At 48.5% G+C, this 22786-nt stretch carries 22 protein-coding genes; 14 read left to right on the forward strand and 8 right to left on the reverse strand.

Annotation, left to right across the window (positions count from 1 at the left end; all coding sequences use genetic code 11):
• Nucleotides 1–16 precede the first annotated feature (16 nt).
• The 6 genes from pucG (at nt 17) to pucE (ending at nt 6680) form a co-directional block, all read left to right on the forward strand.
• A complete protein-coding gene (gene pucG / locus PUN35_RS20085) occupies nt 17–1267 on the forward strand; it encodes a (S)-ureidoglycine--glyoxylate transaminase (protein WP_014480772.1) in 1251 nt (416 codons plus the stop codon).
• 226 nt (nt 1268–1493) lie between these two features.
• Nucleotides 1494–2486 (forward strand): XdhC family protein, encoded by a 993-nt coding sequence (locus PUN35_RS20090; RefSeq protein WP_033882109.1) that lies wholly within the window; start codon nt 1494–1496, stop codon nt 2484–2486.
• Entirely contained in the window at nt 2483–3100 is a 618-nt protein-coding gene (gene pucB / locus PUN35_RS20095) for a xanthine dehydrogenase accessory protein PucB (protein ID WP_014480769.1), read from the forward strand. Before PUN35_RS20090 ends, pucB begins: the two co-directional genes overlap by 4 nt.
• Nucleotides 3097–3930: a xanthine dehydrogenase subunit C gene (gene pucC / locus PUN35_RS20100; protein WP_014480768.1), complete on the forward strand. Its 834-nt coding sequence runs from the start codon at nt 3097–3099 to the stop codon at nt 3928–3930. Before pucB ends, pucC begins: the two co-directional genes overlap by 4 nt.
• Nucleotides 3931–6168 carry a xanthine dehydrogenase subunit D gene (gene pucD, locus PUN35_RS20105; RefSeq protein ID WP_014480767.1) on the forward strand — a complete coding sequence of 746 codons (2238 nt, stop codon included), beginning with the start codon at nt 3931–3933 and terminating at the stop codon, nt 6166–6168.
• Complete coding sequence (pucE, locus tag PUN35_RS20110) at nt 6159–6680, forward strand: xanthine dehydrogenase subunit E (RefSeq protein ID WP_014480766.1); 522 nt, start codon at nt 6159–6161, stop codon at nt 6678–6680. The genes pucD and pucE overlap by 10 nt, the downstream gene beginning before the upstream one ends.
• A 206-nt stretch (nt 6681–6886) precedes the next feature.
• On the opposite strand, the gene yuzJ is transcribed toward pucE, so the two are convergent.
• The 6 genes from yuzJ to pucR form a co-directional block, all read right to left on the reverse strand.
• Complete coding sequence (gene yuzJ / locus PUN35_RS20115) at nt 6887–7018, reverse strand: YhzE/YjcZ family sporulation protein YuzJ (RefSeq protein WP_009968115.1); 132 nt, start codon at nt 7016–7018, stop codon at nt 6887–6889.
• 423 nt (nt 7019–7441) lie between these two features.
• The gene (gene uraH, locus PUN35_RS20120; protein ID WP_014480763.1) at nt 7442–7786 is read right to left on the reverse strand and encodes a hydroxyisourate hydrolase; all 345 of its coding nucleotides are present in this window, start codon (nt 7784–7786) and stop codon (nt 7442–7444) included.
• Nucleotides 7786–9270: a factor-independent urate hydroxylase gene (gene pucL, locus PUN35_RS20125; protein ID WP_014480762.1), complete on the reverse strand. Its 1485-nt coding sequence runs from the start codon at nt 9268–9270 to the stop codon at nt 7786–7788. The genes uraH and pucL overlap by 1 nt, the downstream gene beginning before the upstream one ends.
• Before the next feature lie 12 nt (nt 9271–9282).
• Nucleotides 9283–10575, reverse strand: a complete 1293-nt coding sequence (gene pucK, locus PUN35_RS20130; RefSeq protein WP_014480761.1) for a uric acid permease PucK — start codon at nt 10573–10575, stop codon at nt 9283–9285.
• Between the two features lie 5 nt (nt 10576–10580).
• A complete protein-coding gene (pucJ, locus tag PUN35_RS20135) occupies nt 10581–11930 on the reverse strand; it encodes a uric acid permease PucJ (protein ID WP_033882116.1) in 1350 nt (449 codons plus the stop codon).
• A gap of 144 nt (nt 11931–12074) precedes the next feature.
• Entirely contained in the window at nt 12075–13670 is a 1596-nt protein-coding gene (pucR, locus tag PUN35_RS20140; protein ID WP_014480759.1) for a purine catabolism transcriptional regulator PucR, read from the reverse strand.
• Nucleotides 13671–13844: 174 nt separating this feature from the next.
• Here pucR and PUN35_RS20145 point away from each other — a divergent pair, with 174 nt between their 5' ends.
• From PUN35_RS20145 to yunB, 7 genes are all read left to right on the forward strand, one after another.
• On the forward strand, nt 13845–15185 hold the full coding sequence (locus PUN35_RS20145) for an allantoinase (RefSeq protein WP_014480758.1): 1341 nt from the start codon (nt 13845–13847) through the stop codon (nt 15183–15185).
• Between the two features lie 96 nt (nt 15186–15281).
• Nucleotides 15282–15629, forward strand: coding sequence for a YunG family protein (locus PUN35_RS20150; RefSeq protein WP_014480757.1), 348 nt, complete (start codon nt 15282–15284; stop codon nt 15627–15629).
• A 37-nt stretch (nt 15630–15666) separates the two neighbouring features.
• Nucleotides 15667–16515, forward strand: a complete 849-nt coding sequence (locus tag PUN35_RS20155) for a DUF72 domain-containing protein (RefSeq protein ID WP_003243895.1) — start codon at nt 15667–15669, stop codon at nt 16513–16515.
• A gap of 17 nt (nt 16516–16532) precedes the next feature.
• Nucleotides 16533–17354 carry a sulfite exporter TauE/SafE family protein gene (locus PUN35_RS20160; protein WP_003228670.1) on the forward strand — a complete coding sequence of 274 codons (822 nt, stop codon included), beginning with the start codon at nt 16533–16535 and terminating at the stop codon, nt 17352–17354.
• 19 nt (nt 17355–17373) lie between these two features.
• Nucleotides 17374–18762 (forward strand): bifunctional metallophosphatase/5'-nucleotidase, encoded by a 1389-nt coding sequence (locus PUN35_RS20165; RefSeq protein ID WP_014480756.1) that lies wholly within the window; start codon nt 17374–17376, stop codon nt 18760–18762.
• Nucleotides 18763–18826: 64 nt separating this feature from the next.
• Complete coding sequence (locus PUN35_RS20170; RefSeq protein WP_014480755.1) at nt 18827–19132, forward strand: YunC family protein; 306 nt, start codon at nt 18827–18829, stop codon at nt 19130–19132.
• Nucleotides 19133–19204: 72 nt separating this feature from the next.
• On the forward strand, nt 19205–19972 hold the full coding sequence (yunB, locus tag PUN35_RS20175) for a sporulation protein YunB (protein WP_015483652.1): 768 nt from the start codon (nt 19205–19207) through the stop codon (nt 19970–19972).
• A 27-nt stretch (nt 19973–19999) separates the two neighbouring features.
• Here the strand turns inward: yunB and lytH are convergent, their stop codons facing one another.
• Entirely contained in the window at nt 20000–20980 is a 981-nt protein-coding gene (gene lytH, locus PUN35_RS20180; protein WP_014480753.1) for an L-Ala--D-Glu endopeptidase, read from the reverse strand.
• 234 nt (nt 20981–21214) lie between these two features.
• Between lytH and lipA the strand changes: the two genes are divergently transcribed.
• A complete protein-coding gene (lipA, locus tag PUN35_RS20185) occupies nt 21215–22111 on the forward strand; it encodes a lipoyl synthase (protein WP_003222888.1) in 897 nt (298 codons plus the stop codon).
• A 15-nt stretch (nt 22112–22126) separates the two neighbouring features.
• Here lipA and PUN35_RS20190 read toward each other — a convergent pair whose 3' ends face one another.
• A complete protein-coding gene (locus PUN35_RS20190; RefSeq protein ID WP_014480752.1) occupies nt 22127–22759 on the reverse strand; it encodes a YhcN/YlaJ family sporulation lipoprotein in 633 nt (210 codons plus the stop codon).
• Between the last annotated feature and the right edge of the window lie 27 nt (nt 22760–22786).

Genomic DNA, 22786 nt, shown 5'->3' on the forward strand with positions numbered 1-22786 from the left:
TAAAGGAGGAATGGCTGTGTCAGGCAGAAGAGAATTATGCACCCCGTTAAGAACGATTATGACGCCAGGGCCTGTTGAGGTTGATCCGCGTGTATTAAGAGTAATGAGCACCCCGGTTGTCGGCCAATTTGATCCGGCGTTTACAGGTATTATGAATGAAACGATGGAGATGCTTCGGGAGCTGTTCCAAACAAAAAACCGCTGGGCATACCCGATTGACGGCACTTCACGGGCGGGAATTGAAGCAGTGCTGGCTAGTGTGATAGAGCCGGAAGATGATGTGCTCATTCCCATTTACGGCCGTTTCGGTTATTTGCTGACTGAAATCGCCGAGCGATATGGGGCAAATGTTCATATGCTTGAGTGCGAATGGGGAACGGTTTTTGACCCGGAGGACATCATACGGGAGATAAAAAAAGTGAAGCCGAAAATTGTGGCAATGGTGCATGGAGAAACATCGACAGGACGGATTCACCCGCTGAAAGCCATCGGCGAAGCCTGCCGCACCGAGGATGCATTGTTTATCGTCGATGCAGTCGCAACGATTGGGGGCTGCGAGGTTAAAGTCGATGAATGGAAGATTGACGCTGCCATCGGCGGAACGCAAAAGTGTTTGTCTGTGCCCTCAGGAATGGCGCCGATTACATATAATGAGCGGGTGGCGGACGTGATTGCAGCTCGCAAAAAGGTAGAACGCGGGATTGCGACACAAGCTGACAGTGAAGCGCTTTCGGGAAATCGGCCGATCACAAGCAACTACTTTGATTTGAGCCAGCTTGAGGATTATTGGAGCGAAAGACGGCTCAATCATCATACAGAAGCGACGACGATGCTGTACGCCTTACGTGAGGGAGTCAGACTGGTGCTTGAAGAAGGTCTTGAGGCGCGTTTCGAGCGGCATCGGCACCATGAAGCCGCATTAGCAGCAGGGATAAAGGCAATGGGGCTAAGATTGTTTGGAGATGACAGCTGCAAAATGCCTGTTGTCACCTGTGTCGAAATTCCCGGCGGCATTGACGGCGATTCTGTCCGTGACATGCTGCTGGCACAATTCGGTATTGAAATCGCCAGCTCATTCGGCCCGCTCGCAGGGAAGATCTGGAGAATCGGCACGATGGGGTACAGCTGCAGAAAAGAAAACGTGCTATTCGTGCTTGCCGGGTTAGAGGCTGTGCTTCTCAGACATAACGCAGGAATCGAAGCAGGAAAAGCGCTCCAAGCAGCGCTGAATGTGTATGAAAACGCTGGCCGCCAGGCAGCGGTGTAAAGAAAAGCTTGCGGAACTCCGCAAGCTTTTTAGATATGATTTCGTGTTTTCTCCAATCTAATTTTCTTCGTTTGACTCTTTTTACAAATCCTCTTTCTATGTGTTTCATTTTCTGACAAATCATGAGTCATTTTTTCTTCCATCGTCTATTCTTTATACAAGTTACCTATAAAATCACGCTGAACTAGTTGTTTCTCACGGCAATTTTCGAGAGGAGGATGCGGCATTGGGGAATTTTCACACGATGTTAGATGCGCTCCTGGAAGACCAGGAGGAGGCTGTAATGGCGACAATTGTTCAAGTTGAAGGCTCCGCGTATCGAAAAGCAGGCGCCTCTATGCTCTTTAAGAAAAATGGCAGACGGATTGGCTTGCTGAGCGGCGGGTGTGTGGAAGAAGATGTATTCCAAAGAATCAGTGCGCTGGGCGATCAGCTCACACCAACGCTGATTCCCTACGACATGCGGTCGGAGGACGATCTTTCTTGGGGCATGGGAGCCGGGTGCAATGGCATGATTCATGTTCATGCGGAGCGAATCACTCAGGAAAAAAGGCGACACTATGAGAAAGTGAGGGATTGCCTTCATTCAGGCAAAGCTGTCACTTCCGTTACAAAGATTGGATCCTCCCATTATTTATTTCTGACGGAGAACGGGCATTTTGGCAACTGGCCGGACGCGCCTCTGCAAGATATTCAACGTACTGTTTCAACGCTTCATTTACCGCATTTCGATCAAACCACTAACATGTTTATTCAGCGAATTGAACCGAAGCCGCGTCTCATTCTGTTTGGGGCGGGACCGGATACTGTACCGCTGGCCAATTTGGCGGCTGACACAGGGTTTTCTGTTATCGTGACGGATTGGCGGCCCGCTTATTGTACATCCTCTCTTTTTCCAAAAGCGGATCAGCTGATCACCGCTTTTCCGGAACAAATGCTTAGCGAATTTCAATTTTTTCCGAATGATGTAGCTGTTGTAGCAACCCATCATTATCAGCACGATCAAACGATCATCAACTTCTTATTTTCTCAAAACCTCCATTATATTGGACTGTTGGGTTCGGCAAACCGCACGAAACGGCTGCTGAACGGAAAACATCCTCCGTCTCACTTTTACAGTCCGGTCGGGCTGAAAATCGGTGCGGAAGGTCCAGAGGAAATTGCGGTAAGTGTAGTTGCAGAAATCATTCAAACAAGAAAACGGATAGCGGTTGTATGAGAAGCCCCTATCTGATCGGCGTGTTTCTCGCTGCCGGCAAAAGCAGAAGAATGGGCCAAAACAAGCTGGCTTTGCCGCTAAAAGGAGAAAACATAGGCTCACTTTCTTTGAAAACTGCTCTGTCGTCCCGCCTTGATCACGTGCTGGTCGTCGAGCGGACAGAACATGCCTCCCTTGAGTGGATAGGAGCGCCGTATCACGCTCCGCCTTTTCAAAAACGCTGGAGCCTGCACGTTTGCCAAGATGCAGAAAAGGGTCAGGGGCATTCAGTCAGCAGCGGGGTGAGAAAAGCAGAAAGCATGGGGGCGGACGGCGTTGTCATTTTGTTAGCCGACCAGCCTCAGCTTTCCGTCGATCATCTCAATGCCCTTGTGGCTCTGGCTCCTGAGTCATTTGCCGTGTCATCGTTTTTAGGGGCGTTGACCCCGCCAATCTACTTCTCGTCGGCTTGTTTTCCTTATGTAAAGGGGTTAACGGGAGATGAAGGGGCTCGCAGGCTCCTGAAAAGCGGACAGCTTGGAGCAGGAGTGGTTTTGGAGGCAAAGGATAGCGGTGAGTTGGACGATATTGATACACCCGAGGAATATGACATGGTAAGGAGGGCGATGGCTTGAACGGCCAAGTGACAAAAGCAAGGATGAATATTCAATTATGGAGGCCGACAGCGCTTGATGAGGCCTATTCGCTTTTAGAGAAGCTTGCTCCGGATGTGTGTGCCGCATCGGGAAGCACGCTGCTTCAGCTTCAGTGGGACAAAGGAACTCTGCCGAAACAGCACCTTGTCAGCCTTGAAGGGATTGACGAGATGCGAGGGATCAGCGCCAGTGACACCCACGTGTCGATCGGGGCGCTCACATCACTGAATGAATGCAGAAAGAAGCCTTTGATCAAGAGAGCGCTTGGCTGTTTCAGTGACGCTGCTTCCGCTGTCGCTGCACCGGGGATTCGCAGCCGTGCCACGATTGGCGGCAACATAGCGAGTAAAATCGGTGATTTCATTCCGCTTCTGCTTGTGCTTGGTGCTGAGCTTATCGTATATCAAAAGGAGCTCATCAGGCTGCCGCTTGGCGCTTGGCTCAGTGAGGAAGACTTTAGAACGGCTATCGTCACGCGTGTCATCATCCCGCGGGCGGAGGGAGAGCGTGTATTTTATCACAAGCTTGGTAGGCGCCAGGCTTTTACAGGAGCGGCTGCTGTTGCAGCTGGACGTTTTTTGAAAGACGGCGGCATTCGCCTCGCCGCTGGCCATGCCGATATCACTCCTAGGAGATTATTGGACAGCGAAGCGAAATGGATGGCACCAGGGTGGGACTCGCATGAGCTGTACAAAACACTTATCCATGAGCTGCCGTTTTCCTCAGATGCTTTTATGTCAGCGGCATACAGAAAAAAAGCCGCTGCCAACGTCATCATGGCAGAGCTGATGGCTGAGGGAGGGGAATAAATGATCATCAATAAACCGTCAAGAGTCAGGCCGGATGGAAGGGATAAGGTCACAGGGGAATTGAAATATATGACCGATCTCAGCTTTCCGGGAATGCTGTATGGCAAGGTGCTGAGAAGTGCTTATCCTCATGCAGAGATTGTGTCGGTTTGCACCATAAAAGCTGAGAAAATGGAAGGCGTGCAGGCCGTCGTCACACATAAAGACGTTCCCGGCTTAAACCGATTTGGCATTGTCATCCCTGATCAGCCGGTTTTATGTGAGGACAGGGTGCGGTATGTCGGGGATGCGATCGCCGCAGTTGCTGCGGAAACGGAAGAAATCGCGGAAGCGGCGCTGGAGCTGATTCGAGTTGAGTATAAAGAGCTGGAAGTCATGGATTCCCCAGAAAAAGCGATTCGGCCGAATGCGCAAAGACTGCATGAGGACGGGAATATCCTGCACCGCGCATTTTTTTCAAACGGCGATGTGGAAGAAGGGTTTCAAGCATCTGACACAGTCCTTGAAGAAACCTATGAGCTGCCGCGGCAGATGCATACGTATATGGAAACGGAGGGAGGCGTAGCCGTTCCGGAAGACGACGGGGGTTTTACGATGTATGCAGGAACCCAGCACGGCTATAAAGACCGTTTCCAGCTTGCCCGTATTTTTGACATTCCTGAAGAGAAGATCAGGATTGTGTCAAGTCCGATGGGCGGCTCGTTCGGAGGAAAGGATGAGCTGAATATTCAGCCGTATGCCGCGCTTTTGTCACTGAAAAGCGGACGTCCTGTCAAAATCCATCAGACACGAAAGGAATCTGTACGTTCTGGCATTAAGCGCCATCCGATGAAGATTACGATAAAAACGGGTGCGGATCATTCGGGAAATCTATTGGCGCATGACGTGAAAATTGTGGCGGACACAGGCGCATATGCTACGCTCGGACCGGCTGTTCTTGATTTTTCTGTCGAGCATGCCGCGGGGCCGTACCGTATTCCGAATATCCGGACTGAAGGAATATCAGTATTTACGAACAACGGGGTGGCGGGGGAATTTCGGGGTTTTGGCGGCAACCAAATCACATTTGCACTCGAAACCCATCTCGATCGTCTCAGCGGCATGCTCGGCATCGACCCGCTCGAGCTGAGAAGAAAAAATATCAGAAAACCGCATGACTTGGGGCCGCTTGAGCATCGAATTGCACCAACTGACGGAGCGGCACAGGTGTTGAATGCCATATCTAAATCTCCCATTCTTACAAGAACCAGCCGGAACTGCGGGTATCTGCAAAGAGGCACGGGAGCGGCAATTACAATGCACGGCGGCGGACTGGGGTATGGCCGAATGGATGCGGCAGGAGGCCGTTTGTCCCTTTCGAGTGAAGGCAAAATCACAGCATCGTTTGGATTTGAAGAATGCGGACAGGGGATTCTAGCAGCGATTGAACAGATTGTCATGGAGGAGTTAGGTTGTGCCGCAGAGGATATTTCCATTGTTATTGGGGATACCGCAAAAGTGCCGAAGTCAGGCTCCTCCACAGCATCCCGTGGCACAAGCATGGTGTGGCACGCGATCCAGCTTTTGAAGAAGCCGTTTCTAGCTCAGTTGAAAAAACGGGCGGCAGAATGGAGCGGCTGTTCAGCGGAAAACCTTATTCCCGGCGCTGCAGGCTTGCGTGACAAAAACACAAAGGCGCTCGTGGTGACGTATAAGGAGCTGGCTGAAAAAGGCCCTTTGGCAGAGGAAACGGCATTTGACTTTCCAACAACGCCTGATCCTGTGGTGGGCGGCCATTTCCTCTACTCATTTGGAGCGGCTGCCGTTGAGGTGGAGGTAGATCTGTTAACAGGCGATGTCAAATTGATAGATTGTGAGCACGCTATTGCGGCAGGTCCGGTTGTCAGTCCGCAGGGATATCGAGGTCAAATTGAAGGCGGCGCTGCCATGGCACTCGGCTACACACTGATGGAGGAAGCGAAAATGACGGATGGCCGTTATGCTGCGGAAAATCTCGATCACTATTTGATTCCCGGAATCAAAGATGTTCCTGACATGAAGCTGATTGCAATAGAAGACTTAATGAAGGGAGACGTATATGGACCGCGCGGTGTTGGCGAAATCGGAACAATCGCCATCACTCCGGCGATTGTAAAGGCAGTACATGATGCGGTCGGATGCTGGATAAACAAGCTGCCAATTTCAAGAGAAGAGCTGCTTGAAGCGATCGACAGAAAGGGGCTGAAGCAATGGACGTAAAAGAGGCCGGGCCATTTCCTGTAAAAAAGGAACAGTTCCGGATGACCGTGAATGGGCAGGAGTGGGAGGTTGCTGCCGTTCCTACGACACATCTGAGTGACCTGCTTAGAAAGGAATTTCAGCTGACCGGGACAAAGGTGTCCTGCGGAATCGGCCGCTGCGGAGCCTGCTCTATTTTAATCGACGGAAAACTGGCCAATGCGTGTATGACCATGGCTTATCAAGTGGACGGCCACTCCATTACAACAATCGAGGGCGTACAACAAGAGGAACTGGATATCTGCCAAACCGCTTTTTTGGAAGAAGGAGGCTTCCAATGCGGCTACTGTACCCCAGGAATGATAATTGCGCTTAAAGCGCTGTTTCGGGAAACCCCTCAACCTTCTGACGAAGATATAGAAGAAGGGCTGGCGGGGAATTTGTGCCGGTGTACCGGGTATGGCGGGATTATGCGGTCAGCTTGCAGGATTAGAAGAGAGTTGAACGGAGGGAGACGGGAGTCCGGCTTTTAAAAGCCGGACTTTTTTAGACTGAGTCAGACAGCGCGATCAAGACGCAGAAGCGTTGTGGGAAAACATCACGATAAATCTCGTAGAACTTGACAGCTTCTGGATTAGAAAATGATTAGTGAATCCATAGCAAAGACGCCATAAAAACTTCTTATGGCGTCTGTCGGACAGGGAGGTGTTGGATACGGCGGAGGCAAGGAAAGTTAAACTTAATAATTAAAGATAGCTGCTCCAACAATGATCAACAAAATGAATAGCACCACGATCAAAGCGAAGGAGCTCCCGAAACCGTTTGAGTAACCAGAGTTTCCACTGTATCCACCAGAATTGTAGAATCCCATAATGTCACCTCCTTTAGTGGAGATAGTATAAGATATGCCAAACGATCATTTTCGACATAGATTTAAGTCTAAAAAAGAAAAAATGAATATTTTGTCTAAAGGTGTAAGAGAGAACGCATTATCAAAACTATTAAAACCGCAGCAATTGTTTTCAGAGTAATTTTTCGAGAAAAAACGCGGTCTGTTTATTGGATTGGAAAAGGGAGCTCGGCTTCTAAGAGCTGACTTATTAGTTTGAAACCCCGATTTATAAATGAAAGGGCTACAGGATATTTTTCTCGTAGGCAATTATCCTGAAAAATATTGGTGCATGTTTATTCAAGCTGTTGTTTCACTAAGCGTGGGATCACTGCAAGTACTGTCCTAGGATCAAAAGTTTATTGAAGTGCAAATAGAAGCCCGCCTCACCGGCGGGCTTCCTTCTTAACTCCCCCTATACACCTGATAACCAAACGGCGACAGCAAGAGCGGGATATGATAATGTGCATCTGGATCTGCTAGCTGAAAACGGACGGTGACTATGGTTAAAAACGGCTCGTCGACCGTATTCACGTTTTTATTCGCAAAATAGTCTCCTGCATGAAATTCCATCACATACTCTCCGGAAACCAGCTCTTCACCAGCCAGCAGAGGGACATTGGCTCTGCCGTCATTGTTAGTGTAAACCTCTTTCATAATACTTTCGCCCAGCCGCTTCAATTCAATTTTTACGTTCGCCGCTGGTTTGCCGCAGGTTAAATCTAAAATATGGGTTGTCAGTTTTCCCATCAGGCTTTCAGGCTCCGACATTTTTCAGCAGTTTTCTGTTTTTCTTTCTCGGCGTCTTCTCTTGTCACGGTAAAATGTTGGAAACCGTATGGCGGGCGCGGTTCGGTGTAGACTTTTCCTTTTGAGCCCGGGATTTCTTCGACAACCGTATCCCACGTGTGATTTTGAGATTGGAAGCTGACATCAGTGAGCTGCGGGAACCTCGCTAATATTCTGCAGCCGATATGATAGATTAGGTTTTGGATTGAAGGGGTTTCGAGCTCGTGAAAAACGGTGCTCGCTAAGTCGCGGACTTGTTCAGCCGCGACGTAGCGGGATGGATCAAAAGCGTATGCGTCATTGGTATTTTCATATTGCCAGCTGATGTTTAAATAGACAAACAGCGGGCGGTTGCCGTCTTCCGGGAGAGTCGTATATTCGTCCCGGATGAAGCCGACGAAGGAGTTGCCGCTCACCTTGACGAGCTGAAGATCCATGATTTCGCTGTATTGCTCTGTAATCGTTATGGTATTCCCGCTTCGTTCTGCTTTCAGCACAGAGCGGCTTCGTTCATTACGCGATCTTCTGAAGACGAGGCGGCTTGTGCTAAGCTCTTTCTCCTCGTATGCAGGCATTGCTTCAAACGGAATGTCTTCGCCAGTCAGAGTGATCTTGTCCATATGAGAATAGGTATCTAAAAATCGGTGAGCTACATAGTGTAGGAACCCCTCGGTTGTCGTTCCTTCATAGGATGCGAGATGGCGCTGGATAAAGTTTTTCATTGAATCCGTTGCCACGACGAGAGTATTGTCTCCGTCTGTAAATGATGGCAGGAAGGCTTCTCCGCCAATTTCGCATGTCACATCAACGCCGACAACGGTATTGCTTCTCCCGGCAAAAGATGATTCTGGGATTTGCTTCACTCCAGTGAGCGGTTTTAAAAACGTTCGGTATGCAAATACATTTCCTTTGCCATAAGACATAGTTCTTTTCATTTGCGTCTCTCCTTTTTCAGTGATGATGTCAGCCAGACGAAAGCGGGCGATTCGGTAAATTTCTATAAGGGCCTGCTGGAACTCCGTTTCTCGTTCGCTCTCAAGCCTTGCCAGCAGGGCTTGGTGAATGTCCTGTTTCGTCTTTCCCTTCACCGCTAAAATAAAAGGAAAGCCGAAGCGATCATAATAGTGTTCATTCAGCATGAGAAACTCCTCGTATTCCTGCTGTTCTAATTTGCTGAGCCCCGCGTTCTGCTGCTCTCGTACCGAGTCACCGCTCATTGTTTTCTTTGTTCCGAGCCGGGGATGCTTTTTGATTAAATCAAGCTGTGTCTCGCGATCCGCGGCTTTTACAATGCCAGTCATTTTGCGGTGAAGATCAGAAAGGGACGAAAACGGCCGTAGTGCTGCGGATCTCTCCGCAATCCATGAAGAGTGTTCAAAAATAGAGCCAAGTGTGTCTGTCAGTGTTTGTGTATCCATTTGGTTCAGGTCATCCATTGTGAACATTGGCATCTTCCTTTACGTTTTTATGTCTGTGCCATTCGGCTGTTTGGTTTGAAAAAAAGCGTGCAGTGCAATGGCCGTCAAACTGCCGATCACAATTCCGCTTCCTGCCAAGACAGAGGCCGCGCCCGGAAGAGATGAAAACAACGCGGGAACTGTTGTAGCGCCAAGCCCCAAGCTGACGGAAGAGGCGATAATCAGCAAGTTGCCTTGCGAATCAAGGTCAACGCTGGATAGCATTTTGATCCCGTAAGAAATGACCATGCCGAACATGACGATCATTGCGCCGCCGAGAACTGGGGTGGGGATCACTGTTGTCAGGGCCGCTGCTTTTGGAACCAGCCCGATCGCCATCAGCATGATTCCTGTAATGGCGATGACGTTGACACTTTTCAACTTTGAAAGCTGAACGATGCCGACATTCTGCGAGAAAGCTGTATAGGGAAACGCGTTAAATAATCCGCCCAGCAAAATCGCAAGGCCTTCTGCCCGGTAGCCTTTTTCCAGATCCTTCTCCGATAGCCTGCGGTTTGTGATATCGGCAAGCGCAAAGTAAACACCTGTCGATTCAACGAGGCTGACAATCACAACGAGAAGCATCGTGACAACAGCCGGCAGCTCAAAGGTTGGCGGTCCGAAATAAAACAGAGATGGAACATGAAGCCAAGACGCCTCCAAGACCTCAGAAAAATCGACCTTTCCCATGAAATATGCAGCCGCTGTTCCTGCGATAAGACCGAGCAAAATCGCTATGGAGCGGATAAAGCCTTTAAAGAAATAAAACAGCAATAAGATAAATGCTGTGACGCCAAACCCGAGGAGCACGTTGTCCAGTGAGCCGAATTCTTTGCTTCCTTCACCTCCGGCCAGGTTATTCATTGCCGTTGGAATCAGGCTGATGCCGATGATCATGACGACTGATCCGGTTACGACAGGCGGAAAAAAACGGACAAGCTTCCCGAAGAAGCCCGCGGCTAAGACGACAATCAGTCCTGCGGCGATAATGGCACCATATATCGCTGGGACACCGTAAGTGCTTCCGATGGAAATCATCGGGCCGACTGCGGTAAACGTGCATCCGAGCACAACGGGAAGGCCGATGCCGAAATATCGGTTTCTCCAGAGCTGCAAAAGAGTTGCCGCCCCGCACATAAACAAATCAATCGCGATTAAATACGTCAGCTGCCCCGCATTCAGCCCGATCGCTGCTCCGACGATCAACGGAACGAGAATGGCTCCCGCATACATGGCGAGCATGTGCTGAAGCCCCAGCATCATTAGCTGTAAGGCATTGTGCTGTTCCTTCATCTTTTTTACACCTCTTTTTCTAATGCGAGTGTATGTTCTAATACCGGAAGTTCTGTTTGCTGTGCTGTTAATTCTTTTTTGTCGCGCAAGCTGAAAAATAGATTCAAAAAGATGGCGGTCAGGCTGCCAGTGATGGTGCCGTCACTGACCAGAATTCTAATCGGAGCGGGGAATTCAGCAAAAATCCCGGGGGCCGTGCTGGCGCCGATGCCGAGTGCGATTGAGCATGCGATGGTTAGGAGGTGGTATTGATTTTTGAGATCCGCTGTGCTGAGCATTTTGACGCCGGAGGCAATCACCATGCCGAACATGACGACGGTCGCGCCGCCAAGTACAGCAGCAGGAACGGCAGATGCAAGGGCGGCAATCTTCGGAATCAGTCCGAGACAGACAAGGATACAGCCTGCGGTAACGACGATGTTTCTTGTTTTCACTTTGGTCAGCTGCAATAAGCCGGCGTTTTGCGCAAAGGTATTATAAGGAAAGGCATTGAACAGCCCGCCGATGAGAATGGCGATTCCTTCCGCTCGATAGCCTTTGACGAGATCTTTTTCAGTTAAAGGTCTGCCGCATATCTTTCCGATTGCGTAAAAAACGCCGGTTGATTCCACAATAATGACGATTCCGACGATCAGCATCGTTAAGATCGGACCGATTTCAAACGTGGGGGCTCCGAAGTAAAAAGGCTTCGGGATTTGGAAGAACGGTGCTTCTGTAACAGAAGAAAAGCTGACTTTGCCCATGATCGCTGCTGCCGCTGTTCCGGCGGCGATGCCGATCAGAACGGATAGTGTTCGGGCAAATCCTTTGAGAAAGCGGTTGAGGACTAAGATCAGAACAAGGACACCGACAGAGAGAAGAAGGTTTTCGAGCGAACCGTATTCGGGGTTGGCACTGCCGTTTATTTTTTCGCCGCCAGCCATATTTTTCACACCTGTCGGAACAAGTGAAAGGCCGATCAAGGTCACAACGGTACCTGTTACGACAGGAGGAAATAACACAGTCAGCTTGCCGAAAAAACGCGCAAACAAAAAGATGAACACACCGGCCGCGATGATGGAACCGTAAATCGCGTGAATGCCGTAATTGCTGCCGATTGCAATCATCGGGGTGACGGCCACAAATGAACTGCCAAGCATGACGGGAAGCCCGATGCCGATGTATGCTCCGCGCAAGGTTTGCAAAAGCGTCGCCACGCCGCATGTTAACAGGTCAATCGCCAATAGGTAGGACAGCTGTTCAGTTGTTACATTCAGCGCCCTGCCGACAAGCAGGGGCACCAAAATCGCGCCTGCATACATGGCGAGCACATGCTGCAGGCCAAGCGTAAACACCTTAAACGATCTTTTTTTCACCATAGTCCCTCCCTGTATGTGAACTTTAGTAACATGATATCGTGCCGGCCGAGGGGTGTCATTGGATACAGTAGCTGAAAAAGGCAGGTGTGATTGCTGAAAGTGACGAAAAATGATTCATTTTGTAAGAAAATGTGACAAACTTTAGCTGATCAGCCGCTGCATACGTAAGGCAAGCCGCAAACGCATCGTTGTTTCAGGATCTTTTAAGCTTTTACCCAGAAGCTCTTCGCATTTTTCAAGGCGGTATATGACCGTATTGCGATGAACGTACAGACGCTTTGCCGTCTCTGAAATTTGGCAGTGTGTCTCTAAATAGACGGAAAGCGTATGAAGCAGGCTTTGATCCTCCTGCTGTTTTTCAGCGAGGCTCTGAAGCGTGGAGTTGTAAAATTTCTTCAAATCCTCAACCGGGAGCAAGCGCAGAAGCTCAGGCACATCTTTGGCGTGATACACCTGGATAAATGCGGTGCTTCTCGACAAATGCCCCGATTGCAGAGCATCAGAAGCTTCTGTGAAAGCGTCGGGAACATCAATGAGCTTTTGGCAGATATTGCTGATGCCAAAGGACACGGTTCGTTTAAATTGAGCGCTGACCTGTGTTTGAAACTGTTCTAAAAAGCTGATCACCGAGGCGTGCATTTCACTCCAGCTGTCTGTCGCCTCGATTAGAATAATGCCGACATTTCCTTTCATAAAGAAGTGAGGCGGAAACGGGAAGGCTGATAATTCACCTTCAAGAAATTCGAATACGCTGTCGGAAGCGAGCTGATTTTCTGTAAAGCTGATTGATTCGTCATTGCGATCGAGTTTGCCGGCAATGCACATGTATTTTTGATCCCAGCGCAGCTTGAATTCTTTCGCCCGGTTTTTGATTTCGTCATCTGAAGAAAAGGACCGCTCAATAAAATTGCTGAAAAACTCATTGCGGGCCCGCCGGCTGAACTGCTTCAGCGCATTTTCCTTCAGCAGTTCAAAGGAAATGACGTTGGCCGCTTGTTCAATCGTGAGGATCAATCCTTTATCGCCGGCCTGGACCATGTCCGGTATCAGCAGGTATCCGCAGTTTTTTTCGTGATTATAAATAGGCAGGACAGAATATGTTTTCTGATCTGAGATTGTAGAGAAACAAGTGAAAAATGGCCCGGATACGGTATTCAGGGTGCCTTTCAGCTTTTCGGTCTCAACTGAAATCTGATGAGACGCGGACAGCATTTTGGCATGCTGGTCAAGCAGCAGCACGGGAAGCTGAAGGAGGTCTGACACCTTTTTGAGGAGGGATTGCAGCCCCTTGCCGCTCATAATGTGGTTTGTGAATTTTTTGTGCGCGTAAATGGCTTGCTGCAGCTCGTTAGAACGCATATCGAGAATGTGGCTGAGTGTGGCATTTACAATATCGCCGAGGCGGATGTGTTCTGGAAGTTCAATGATCGGAAACGCATATGAATCGGCCAGTTCGATGATTTCCTTCGGGATATCTTCCAGATAGCGCTTTGTTTTAATGCCGAGGCCCGCGCAGCCGCGTTTTGCCATTTGCCGAATCAGTTCAGATAATTGATGCGGGTGATCCTTCAGGTGATAGGCGGTGGTGACGAGCAATTCATTCTTATGCAAAAAGTCTGCGATATCCGGAGCGTCCATCATATTGACATGCTGAACCTCTCTTTCCCCTCCTGCTTTTCCAGCGATTAAATTGGCGTTTTCAAAAGCCGGTATTTTCATCACATCAAAAATATTCATAGCGCATTCTCCTTTTCTATAAAAACATTGGTTAAGGTGAATAATTTTCAATAGGAATTCTAGCGGTTTTGCTGATGTAATACGATCATAGTAGCAGTAAACTGTTGAAAATAGAACTGGTTGTGTTACATAAACTGACATGAAAAATCGTCATCCTGACATGGGGGGATCAATATGGCTTACGATATGGTGATAAAAGGTGCGAAGGCAGTTACGCCAGATGGCGTTATAGAAGCTGAGATTGCAGTTCAAAACGGTGTCATTGCCGAGATAGGTTCTGACATTGAAGCAAGCGGGACGGAAATCATCCAGGCAGACGGGAAATACGTGTTTCCTGGTGTGATAGACTGCCATGTTCATTTTAATGAACCGGGCAGGGAGGATTGGGAGGGGTTTGAAACAGGTTCTCAAATGATGGCCGCAGGCGGTTGCACCACCTATTTTGATATGCCGCTCAACTGTATTCCATCAACCGTGACGGCAGAGCATCTTCTCGCAAAAGCTGAGCTAGGCAGACAAAAATCTGCCGTGGATTTTGCGCTATGGGGCGGCCTTGTGCCAGGCCATATCGAGGACATCCGTCCGATGGCTGAAGCGGGAGCGATCGGGTTTAAAGCGTTTTTATCAAAGTCAGGCACTGATGAGTTCCGCTCTGTTGATGAACGGACATTGCTCAAAGGCATGGCAGAAATCGCGGCTGCAGGAAAAATCCTCGCTCTCCACGCGGAAAGCGATGCGATCACAAGCTACTTGCAGATGGTTTTGGCCAATAAAGGAAAGGTGGACGCGGATGCGTACGCCGCCTCCCGCCCGGAGGAAGCAGAAGTTGAAGCGGTGTATCGCACGATTCAGTATGCGAAGGTGACAGGCTGTCCGGTTCATTTTGTCCATATCAGCACGGCGAAAGCGGTCCGGCTGATCAGAGAGGCGAAACAGGAAGGTCTTGATGTTTCGGTCGAGACATGCCCGCATTATGTCTTGTTCAGCCATGACGATTTACGGCAAAGGGGCTCTGTCGCAAAATGCGCGCCTCCGCTCCGGTCGCTGCAATCAAAAGAGACGCTGATCGAAACGCTCATTGCCGGGGACATTGACATGGTTTCCTCAGACCATTCCCCCTGCCGTCCATCCTTGAAGCGGGAGGATAACATGTTTTTATCATGGGGCGGAATCAGCGGCGGGCAGTTCACTTTATTAGGAATGCTGGAACTGGCGCTTGAGCATCAGATTCCGTTTGAAACCATCGCAGAATGGACAGCGGCGGCCCCTGCAAAACGATTCGGCCTTCAGAAAAAAGGGCGGCTTGAGGCGGGGTGTGATGCAGATTTCGTGCTCGTCAGCATGGAGCCGTACACTGTTACAAGAGAATCGATGTTTGCAAAGCATAAAAAAAGCATTTACGAAGGACATACATTTCCCTGCAGCATTTGGACCACTTACAGCAAAGGCCGATGCGTGTACAATGATGGGGAAAAGGTCACTGAAATTGACGGAGCTCTGGTCGTTCCTTCGTAAGCCCGGCGGATTTTACCGCCGGGTTTTTTGATTTCCTCCGTTCTAGTTTTTAAAATCTCATCAACGTGGTATCTTTTTTTAAAGGAGGCGGAGGCAATGGAGCATGTCAAATACATACTTAAGCAATCCTGGTCGCGCCATTCGAGCTCTAAATGGACGGAAGAATGCCCGTCATGCGGCCAATGCGGCGTGACGGCATTGGTGATTCAAGACCATTTCGGCGGCACGATTTTCAAAACAAAAGTCGGTGAGAGCTGGCATTTTTACAACAGCATCAATGGTGTGATGTACGATTTTACGAGTGAGCAGTTTCAGGCGCCTATTGAATATCAGCATATTCCTTCCTCAAGAGAAGAGGCGTTTTTAGATACGAATGAGGAACAATATCAGCATCTTCGTTCTGCATTTTCCCGCCATATGAACAGCATTTCCAAGGAAACCTGAAAACACGTGTGATAAACTGGAAGAGAGGTGAATGAGTGTGATTTATATCGGACTGACGGGGTGGGGGGATCATGACAGCATCTATCCGCCGAAAACGGCCAGCCAGAAAAAATTGCAGGCCTATTCCTCCCATTTTCCGATCGTGGAATTAGATGCGAGCTTTTACGCGATTCAGCCGGCGCGCAATAATGAAAAGTGGGTGAAGGAAACGCCCGAAACCTTCCAATTTATCGTGAAAGCATATCAGGGCATGACAGGGCATCAGCGCGGCGAAATTCCCTTTGACTCAAAAGAGGAGATGTTTGATGCGTTTAAGGTGTCTTTAACGCCATATTTACATAGCAATAAGCTCGCCATGGTGCTGTTTCAATTTCCGCCTTGGTTTGACTGCAAGAAGGAGAATGTCGCCTATTTGAGATGGTGCAAGCACCAAATGGGAGATATCCCTTGTGCGCTTGAATTCAGAAACCGTTCCTGGTTCTCGCCGCCATTTTATGAGCAGACGCTTTCATTTATGAAAGCGGAAGGCTGGATTCACAGTGTCTGTGATGAACCGCAAATCGGAGAAGGCAGCGTTCCGACTGTGTTGCGCGCGACCGATGAAAACAAAACGCTCGTCAGATTTCACGGACGCAACAAGCAGGGCTGGATGAAGCCTGATGGCGGGAAAAACTGGCGGGAGGTCAGGTACTTATACCGCTACAACCAACAGGAGCTGGAGGATTGGAAAAAGCACCTGAATGAATTGCAGCAGCAATGTAAGGATGTTTTTGTCCTGTTCAACAATAATTCCGGCGGTGACGCTGCGGATAATGGCAAGCAGATGCTTGAACTGCTTGATATCGAGTACAGCGGACTTGCTCCGAGACAGCTCGATTTATTTTAGAAAAGAGGTTTTTATTGATGTCGTTTGTGATTTTGGTCGTACTGGGATTAATCGCAGGTACGGTAGGAAGTCTGATCGGGCTTGGCGGCGGAATTGTCATTGTGCCGTCTCTGATGTTTTTAAGCACAGTGACGCAGCTGTTTCAGGATGTGACGCCGCAGGTTGCGATTGGAACTTCGCTTTTGGTCATTATTTTTACGGGCCTTTCTTCAACTTTGGCTTATATTAAATATAAAACCGTTGATTATAAGAGCGGGCTCATTTTCTTTATCGGTTCAGGTCCCGGCAGCATGATCGGGGCTTACGTGTCAAAGCTGTTCAATTCAAACTCGTTTTCCGTTTGGTTTGGCATTTTTATGATTCTGATTTCATTATCCTTAATGCTGAAAGCGAAAGCCCGGCCAATCAACAAAGCGCACAAAGGAATTATCCGGACATTTCAGGATGATGCCGGTGAGCCTTATACGTACTCATATCAGGCCTCTGTGGGTATTGCCATTGCCTTTGTTGTCGGTTTTTTAGGCGGACTTTTCGGTATAGGCGGCGGATCACTGATGGTTCCGGCGATGATGCTGTTATTTCTGTTTCCGCCGAAGGTTGCGGTGGCAACGTCCATGTTTATTATTTTCCTGTCTTCTATGACAGGGTCTGTTTCACATATGATTTCCGGGCACGTCAATTGGCTGTACGCCCTCGCGCTTGTGCCCGGCGCTTGGTTCGGCGGAAAGCTTGGCGCCGCCATCAACAGAAAAATGCAGACGAAAACGATCGTTATGATCATGCGGATCGTATTGATTTTGATCGGCTGCCAGCTCATTTATGAAGGCATTTTCAGCTGAACGATTAGGGAGAGATATTATGAAGGAGAAGCTCCGCTTATATCATACAAATGATTTGCACAGCCATTTTGAAAACTGGCTGAAAATTGTAGATTATATCGAGCAGAAAAGAAAAGAGCATCAGTCAGACGGCGAAGAGACGCTCGTTTTTGATATTGGCGATCATCTTGATCGTTTTCAATTCGTGACAGAGGCGACATTCGGAAAAGCGAATGTTGATCTCTTAAACCGCCTTCACATTGATGGAGCGGCGATCGGCAATAACGAAGGGATTACGCTTCCGCATGAAGAGCTTGCTGCCTTATATGATCATGCTGAATTTCCTGTCATCGTCTCTAACCTGTTTGATAAAAACGGAAACCGTCCGTCCTGGGCGGTGCCTTACCATATCAAATCATTGAAAAACGGTATGTCCATTGCTTTCTTAGGTGTAACTGTGCCGTATTATCCTGTATATGACAAGCTGGGATGGACAGTAACGGATGCTCTTGAAAGCATAAAGGAAACCATTCTGGATGTGAAAGGGCAGGCTGATATTATCGTTCTGCTGTCACATTTAGGCATTCTTGATGATCAGGCAGTGGCTGAAGCGGTGCCTGAGATTGATGTAATCCTCGAATCACATACCCATCATTTGCTTGAAGATGGACAAGTGGTGAATGGGGTACTGCTGGCCAGCGCCGAGAAATACGGGCATTATGTCGGCTGTGTAGAAATCACGGTGGACAGCGTACAGCGAAGCATCATCAGCAAAACGGCTTCTGTGCAGAACATGGCGGAATGGACAGGAGAATCCGCAGAAACAAAAGCGTTTCTCAATGAAAAAGAACGAGAAGCCGAGGAGAAGCTGTCCGATGCCGTTGCAGAGCTTGCACAAGATGCTGAGGTGAAGTGGTTTGAAGAATCAGAGCTGCCTTTGCTTTTGGCATACGCCTTAAAGGAATGGTGCGAGACGGACATCAGTATGGTCAATTCAGGTGTCATTCTCGGTCCGCTAAAAGCAGGTCCTGTGACAAAGCTGGATCTGCACCGCATCTGTCCGCATCCGATCAACCCGGTGGCTGTCCGCCTGACGGGAGAAGAATTGAAGGAAACCATTGTCCATGCCGCTTCCGAACAAATGGAGCAGCTCCGGATCAAAGGACTTGGCTTCCGCGGAGAAGTGATGGGGAAAATGGTGTATGCCGGCGTTGAGGTAGAAACGAAACGGCTCGATGACGGGATCACCCACGTCACCCGGATCACACTGAACGGGGAAGATATTAAAAAACATAAACAATACTCCGTTGCGGTGCTTGATATGTTTACGCTCGGCAAACTGTTTCCGTTGATTCGCGATGCTGCAGAAAAAGAATATTTTATGCCGGAATTTTTGCGGGATCTGCTTGCTTGGAAGCTTGCACAATAAGGCAGTCAGCCCACAACAAGCTGTGCCCTTCATCATAAAGTGATGAATGAAGGGAGTGGTTGACGTGGTAAACCTGACACCGATCATGATAGAAGGACAGCCTTTTACAGCTGTGACAGTGAAACTTCCCAAAACGAATTTTATGGCCGTCGCCAATGATCACGGATACATTATGTGCGGCGCGCTTGATGTGGCGCTGCTGAATGAAAAATTAAAGGAGCGCGGCATTGTTGCTGGTCGCGCAGTTGGTGTCCGCACCATTGACCAGCTGTTAGACGCACCTTTAGAATCCGTCACGTACGCCGCGAAAGATCTTGGCATCAAAGTCGGTATGAGCGGCAGAGAAGCGCTTTTAAAAATGGTGAAATAAAATAAATTGGCCCCGGCTATTACTATGTCCCCTCTTACAAGCATACATTGTGATATGTAAGGGGGGATTTTCTTGCCAAGATATCGCGGCCCTTTTCGCAAGAGAGGACCTTTGCCTTTCCGTTACGTGATGCTCCTGTCCGTTGTCTTTTTTATCCTGTCAACAACGGTCAGCCTTTGGATGATCAATGGCTCGATCAAACCTGTTTTAATGGACATCGGCGAGATGGAAACGAAGCGTATAGCGACAGAGGTGATCCAGGATTCGATTGAGGACTATATGTCTGACAGTGAAAATATGAAAGATATGTTTCAAATGAATTCTGATGAAAACGGAAACTTAACGACAATCGATTTTAATACACAGGTTGTAAACAGTGTGAAAACAAAAGTGACAAAGCAGCTTCAGGCTCATTTGAAAGAGATGGAAACCCATACCGGACACAGCGGCGCCAGTGAAAACATTATGATCAACATTCCGCTGGGACAGGTAACCGGCAACAGCCTTCTTGGAAACCTCGGGCCGAAAATCCCGGTCCGGTTCAATTTAATCGGTGACGCTTTTACAGATGTCAAAACCAAAATCAAGCCGTATGGCATAAATAACGCACTTATTGATATCAGCATCTTTGTCGAAATTAAAGTGAAGGTCATCATTCCATTTGCCAGCAAAACCGCTGTCGTCACAAATAATGTTCCTGTATCGATTAAAGCAGTGCAGGGCGAAGTGCCGCAGTTTTATAATGGAAGCGGCGGCTCGGGTGTCACGCCTTCTGTCCAGCTCCCGAGCAGCAAAGAAGAAGACGGTGCTGATTCAAAAAAAGAAAAAAGCAGCAAATAAGCCGCCTGTCGAAGAGGCGGCTTTTTGTTACTTCTTTTTTTGGTATTCATATCGCTCCCACGCCCTCAAATGCGGGTATGGATCAAATGACCATTCGGTTCTTCCGTTATCTTTGTACATGCCATAGTGCAGATGCGGCGGGAACTTCCCGGCGGTTCCCGGCGGGCCGTATCCGGAGCTGCCGACTGATCCGATCACTTGGCCAGGCTCAACGATTTGTCCTGTTTTAATCCCTTTGGCAAACCCATTGAGATGGGCAAAATAATGATACGTATTGTTAATGTCCCTGATGCCGATTCTCCATCCTCCGAAGCGGTTCCAGCCCTTCATTTCAACTACGCCGTAACATGTGGATTTGACAGGAAGGCCGTAATGGGCAAAGATATCCGTACCTTCATGAATCCGCCTTCCACCGAAGCCGCGGGCATCTCCCCACGTGCTTCGGTAGCTGTAATCGGTTCTGATCGGAAGCGGGAATGCATGCTCGCCCAGATCAATATGGCCGTAGGCTTTAAACAGCTTCATGAATTCAGATATAATCCCCACTGTCTGATCACGCCGGTAATAATTCCAAAGCCCGATCCGGATGTTGTCTTCATCTGTGCCATACGACAGTAAGTATTGGCTGAACGTATACAAGATATCTTCATCGTTGCTGACCTCGGCTTTCCCGTCTCCATCGCCATCCATTCCGATTCCGTCAAACACTTTAATGCTTAACGGCGCATCGTCTTTCGGATTCGGGTTTTCAGGCCCGCTCCAGATATCATCGGGTATATAGATGCTGATGATTCCCGCCTTTTCAGGCAGATCTTTCCGGTTGCTCCGCACGTTTTCTTCGTATTGATCAACAGCGGCGAGCGCATACCAAGGGATCTGCGTCACAGCTTCGATTTTATGATATAATTCCATCCGTTTCGACAGCACTGGATCTGAAAGTTTTTTTCCAGACACAGAAGGCTCAAATGCAAACAAAAGGAGAAGAAGAGCGGATAACAAAACTTTCACAAAATAATCTCCTTTCATATTGAATACACATAGTTTGCGGCAACCCGGCTTAAAAATGTCAGTAATCATCTTCCCTTGTCGAGAAATTTTTCCTATGTTAAAGTGTCTAAAGAAAAGACTTTCTTTAGTTAGAAAAACATTATTTTTGTTGCAGAACTAAAACCTGCACCTTTCTCGTTTTCAGAATGTTTCGTGTCAGAAATTGAGTATATTGGATATTGGAGATGATGGGAATTGGCAAAGAAAGACGAACACCTCAGAAAGCCCGAATGGCTTAAAATTAAATTAAATACAAATGAAAACTATACAGGGCTCAAAAAACTCATGCGGGAAAACAACCTGCACACCGTATGCGAAGAAGCAAAGTGCCCGAATATTCATGAATGCTGGGCGGTCAGACGTACAGCGACATTTATGATTTTAGGTTCTGTTTGTACAAGAGCATGCCGTTTCTGTGCTGTCAAAACAGGCCTTCCAACTGAGCTTGACCTGCAAGAGCCGGAACGCGTAGCGGATTCAGTCGCGCTTATGAATCTGAAACACGCGGTCATTACGGCTGTTGCGCGTGACGATCAGAAAGATGGAGGGGCAGGCATTTTCGCGGAAACTGTCCGTGCGATCCGCAGAAAAAGCCCGTTCACAACAATTGAGGTGCTGCCGTCTGATATGGGCGGAAACTACGATAACCTAAAAACCTTAATGGATACACGCCCAGACATCCTGAATCACAATATCGAAACGGTTCGCCGCCTGACGCCAAGAGTCCGCGCGCGTGCGACGTACGACCGTTCATTGGAATTTTTGCGCCGTGCGAAGGAAATGCAGCCTGACATTCCTACAAAATCAAGTATCATGATCGGACTCGGCGAAACAAAAGAAGAGATTATTGAAGTAATGGACGACCTTTTGGCGAACAACGTGGATATTATGGCAATCGGCCAATATCTGCAGCCGACGAAGAAACACTTGAAAGTCCAAAAATACTACCATCCTGATGAATTTGCAGAATTAAAAGAAATCGCGATGCAAAAAGGCTTCAGCCATTGTGAAGCCGGTCCGCTTGTCCGTTCCTCTTACCATGCGGATGAACAAGTAAACGAAGCATCTAAAAAGCGTCAAGCACAAGCATAATGCCAAAACGCCAGATCATCTGGCGTTTTTGTCATTCCTATCGATTTTCATGTCCTGACGCGTTTCTCCATTGGCATTTTCATTCTCTGAGACAGGGCTTCCTTGCGGGGAGGTTTTCATTTCTTGAATCGTCCCCGACATGATCTCTCTGATATCCCTTGAACCAGAGCCGAGATTGCTGTAATTTTCGACGGACTGCATATGGTTTGGATTATCGGAAATATACACGTGATAGTATCGCGGTATCACGGAAGCCGCTGTTTTTTTCACCTGATCGGCGGTCAGCTCCCGGTTTTTAGAATCGGTTTTGTATACGACAAGCGCTTCTCGGTCAGTCACCAATGTCGCAGCATCTTGAATATGGGGGAGCTGAACCGTTAAACTTGATATCATGTGAGCGGTTTCTTCCCGGTTCATCACCGGCGTTTTCTGCTGGTCTCCGTCAAATTGTTCTCTTTGATAGCGGACATAGCCAAATTGTTCGTTCTCATTATGCCTGTTAAAAGCCTCGTTGCGGTCCGACACATGAATGGGTTTGGTTTGATTCTGCGTCTGATTCCGGACATTTTGTGCATTATCCAATCCTGCGCCTCCGCACCCGGATAATAGTCCGGTTAGCAGGCAGAGGCTGACAGCGGTTCGTTTCATTTATCAATCCCTCCTCAGTGTAGGGTA

The sequence above is a fragment of the Bacillus sp. N3378-2at genome (assembly GCF_033412715.1).
Classification (GTDB): domain Bacteria; phylum Bacillota; class Bacilli; order Bacillales; family Bacillaceae; genus Bacillus; species Bacillus subtilis.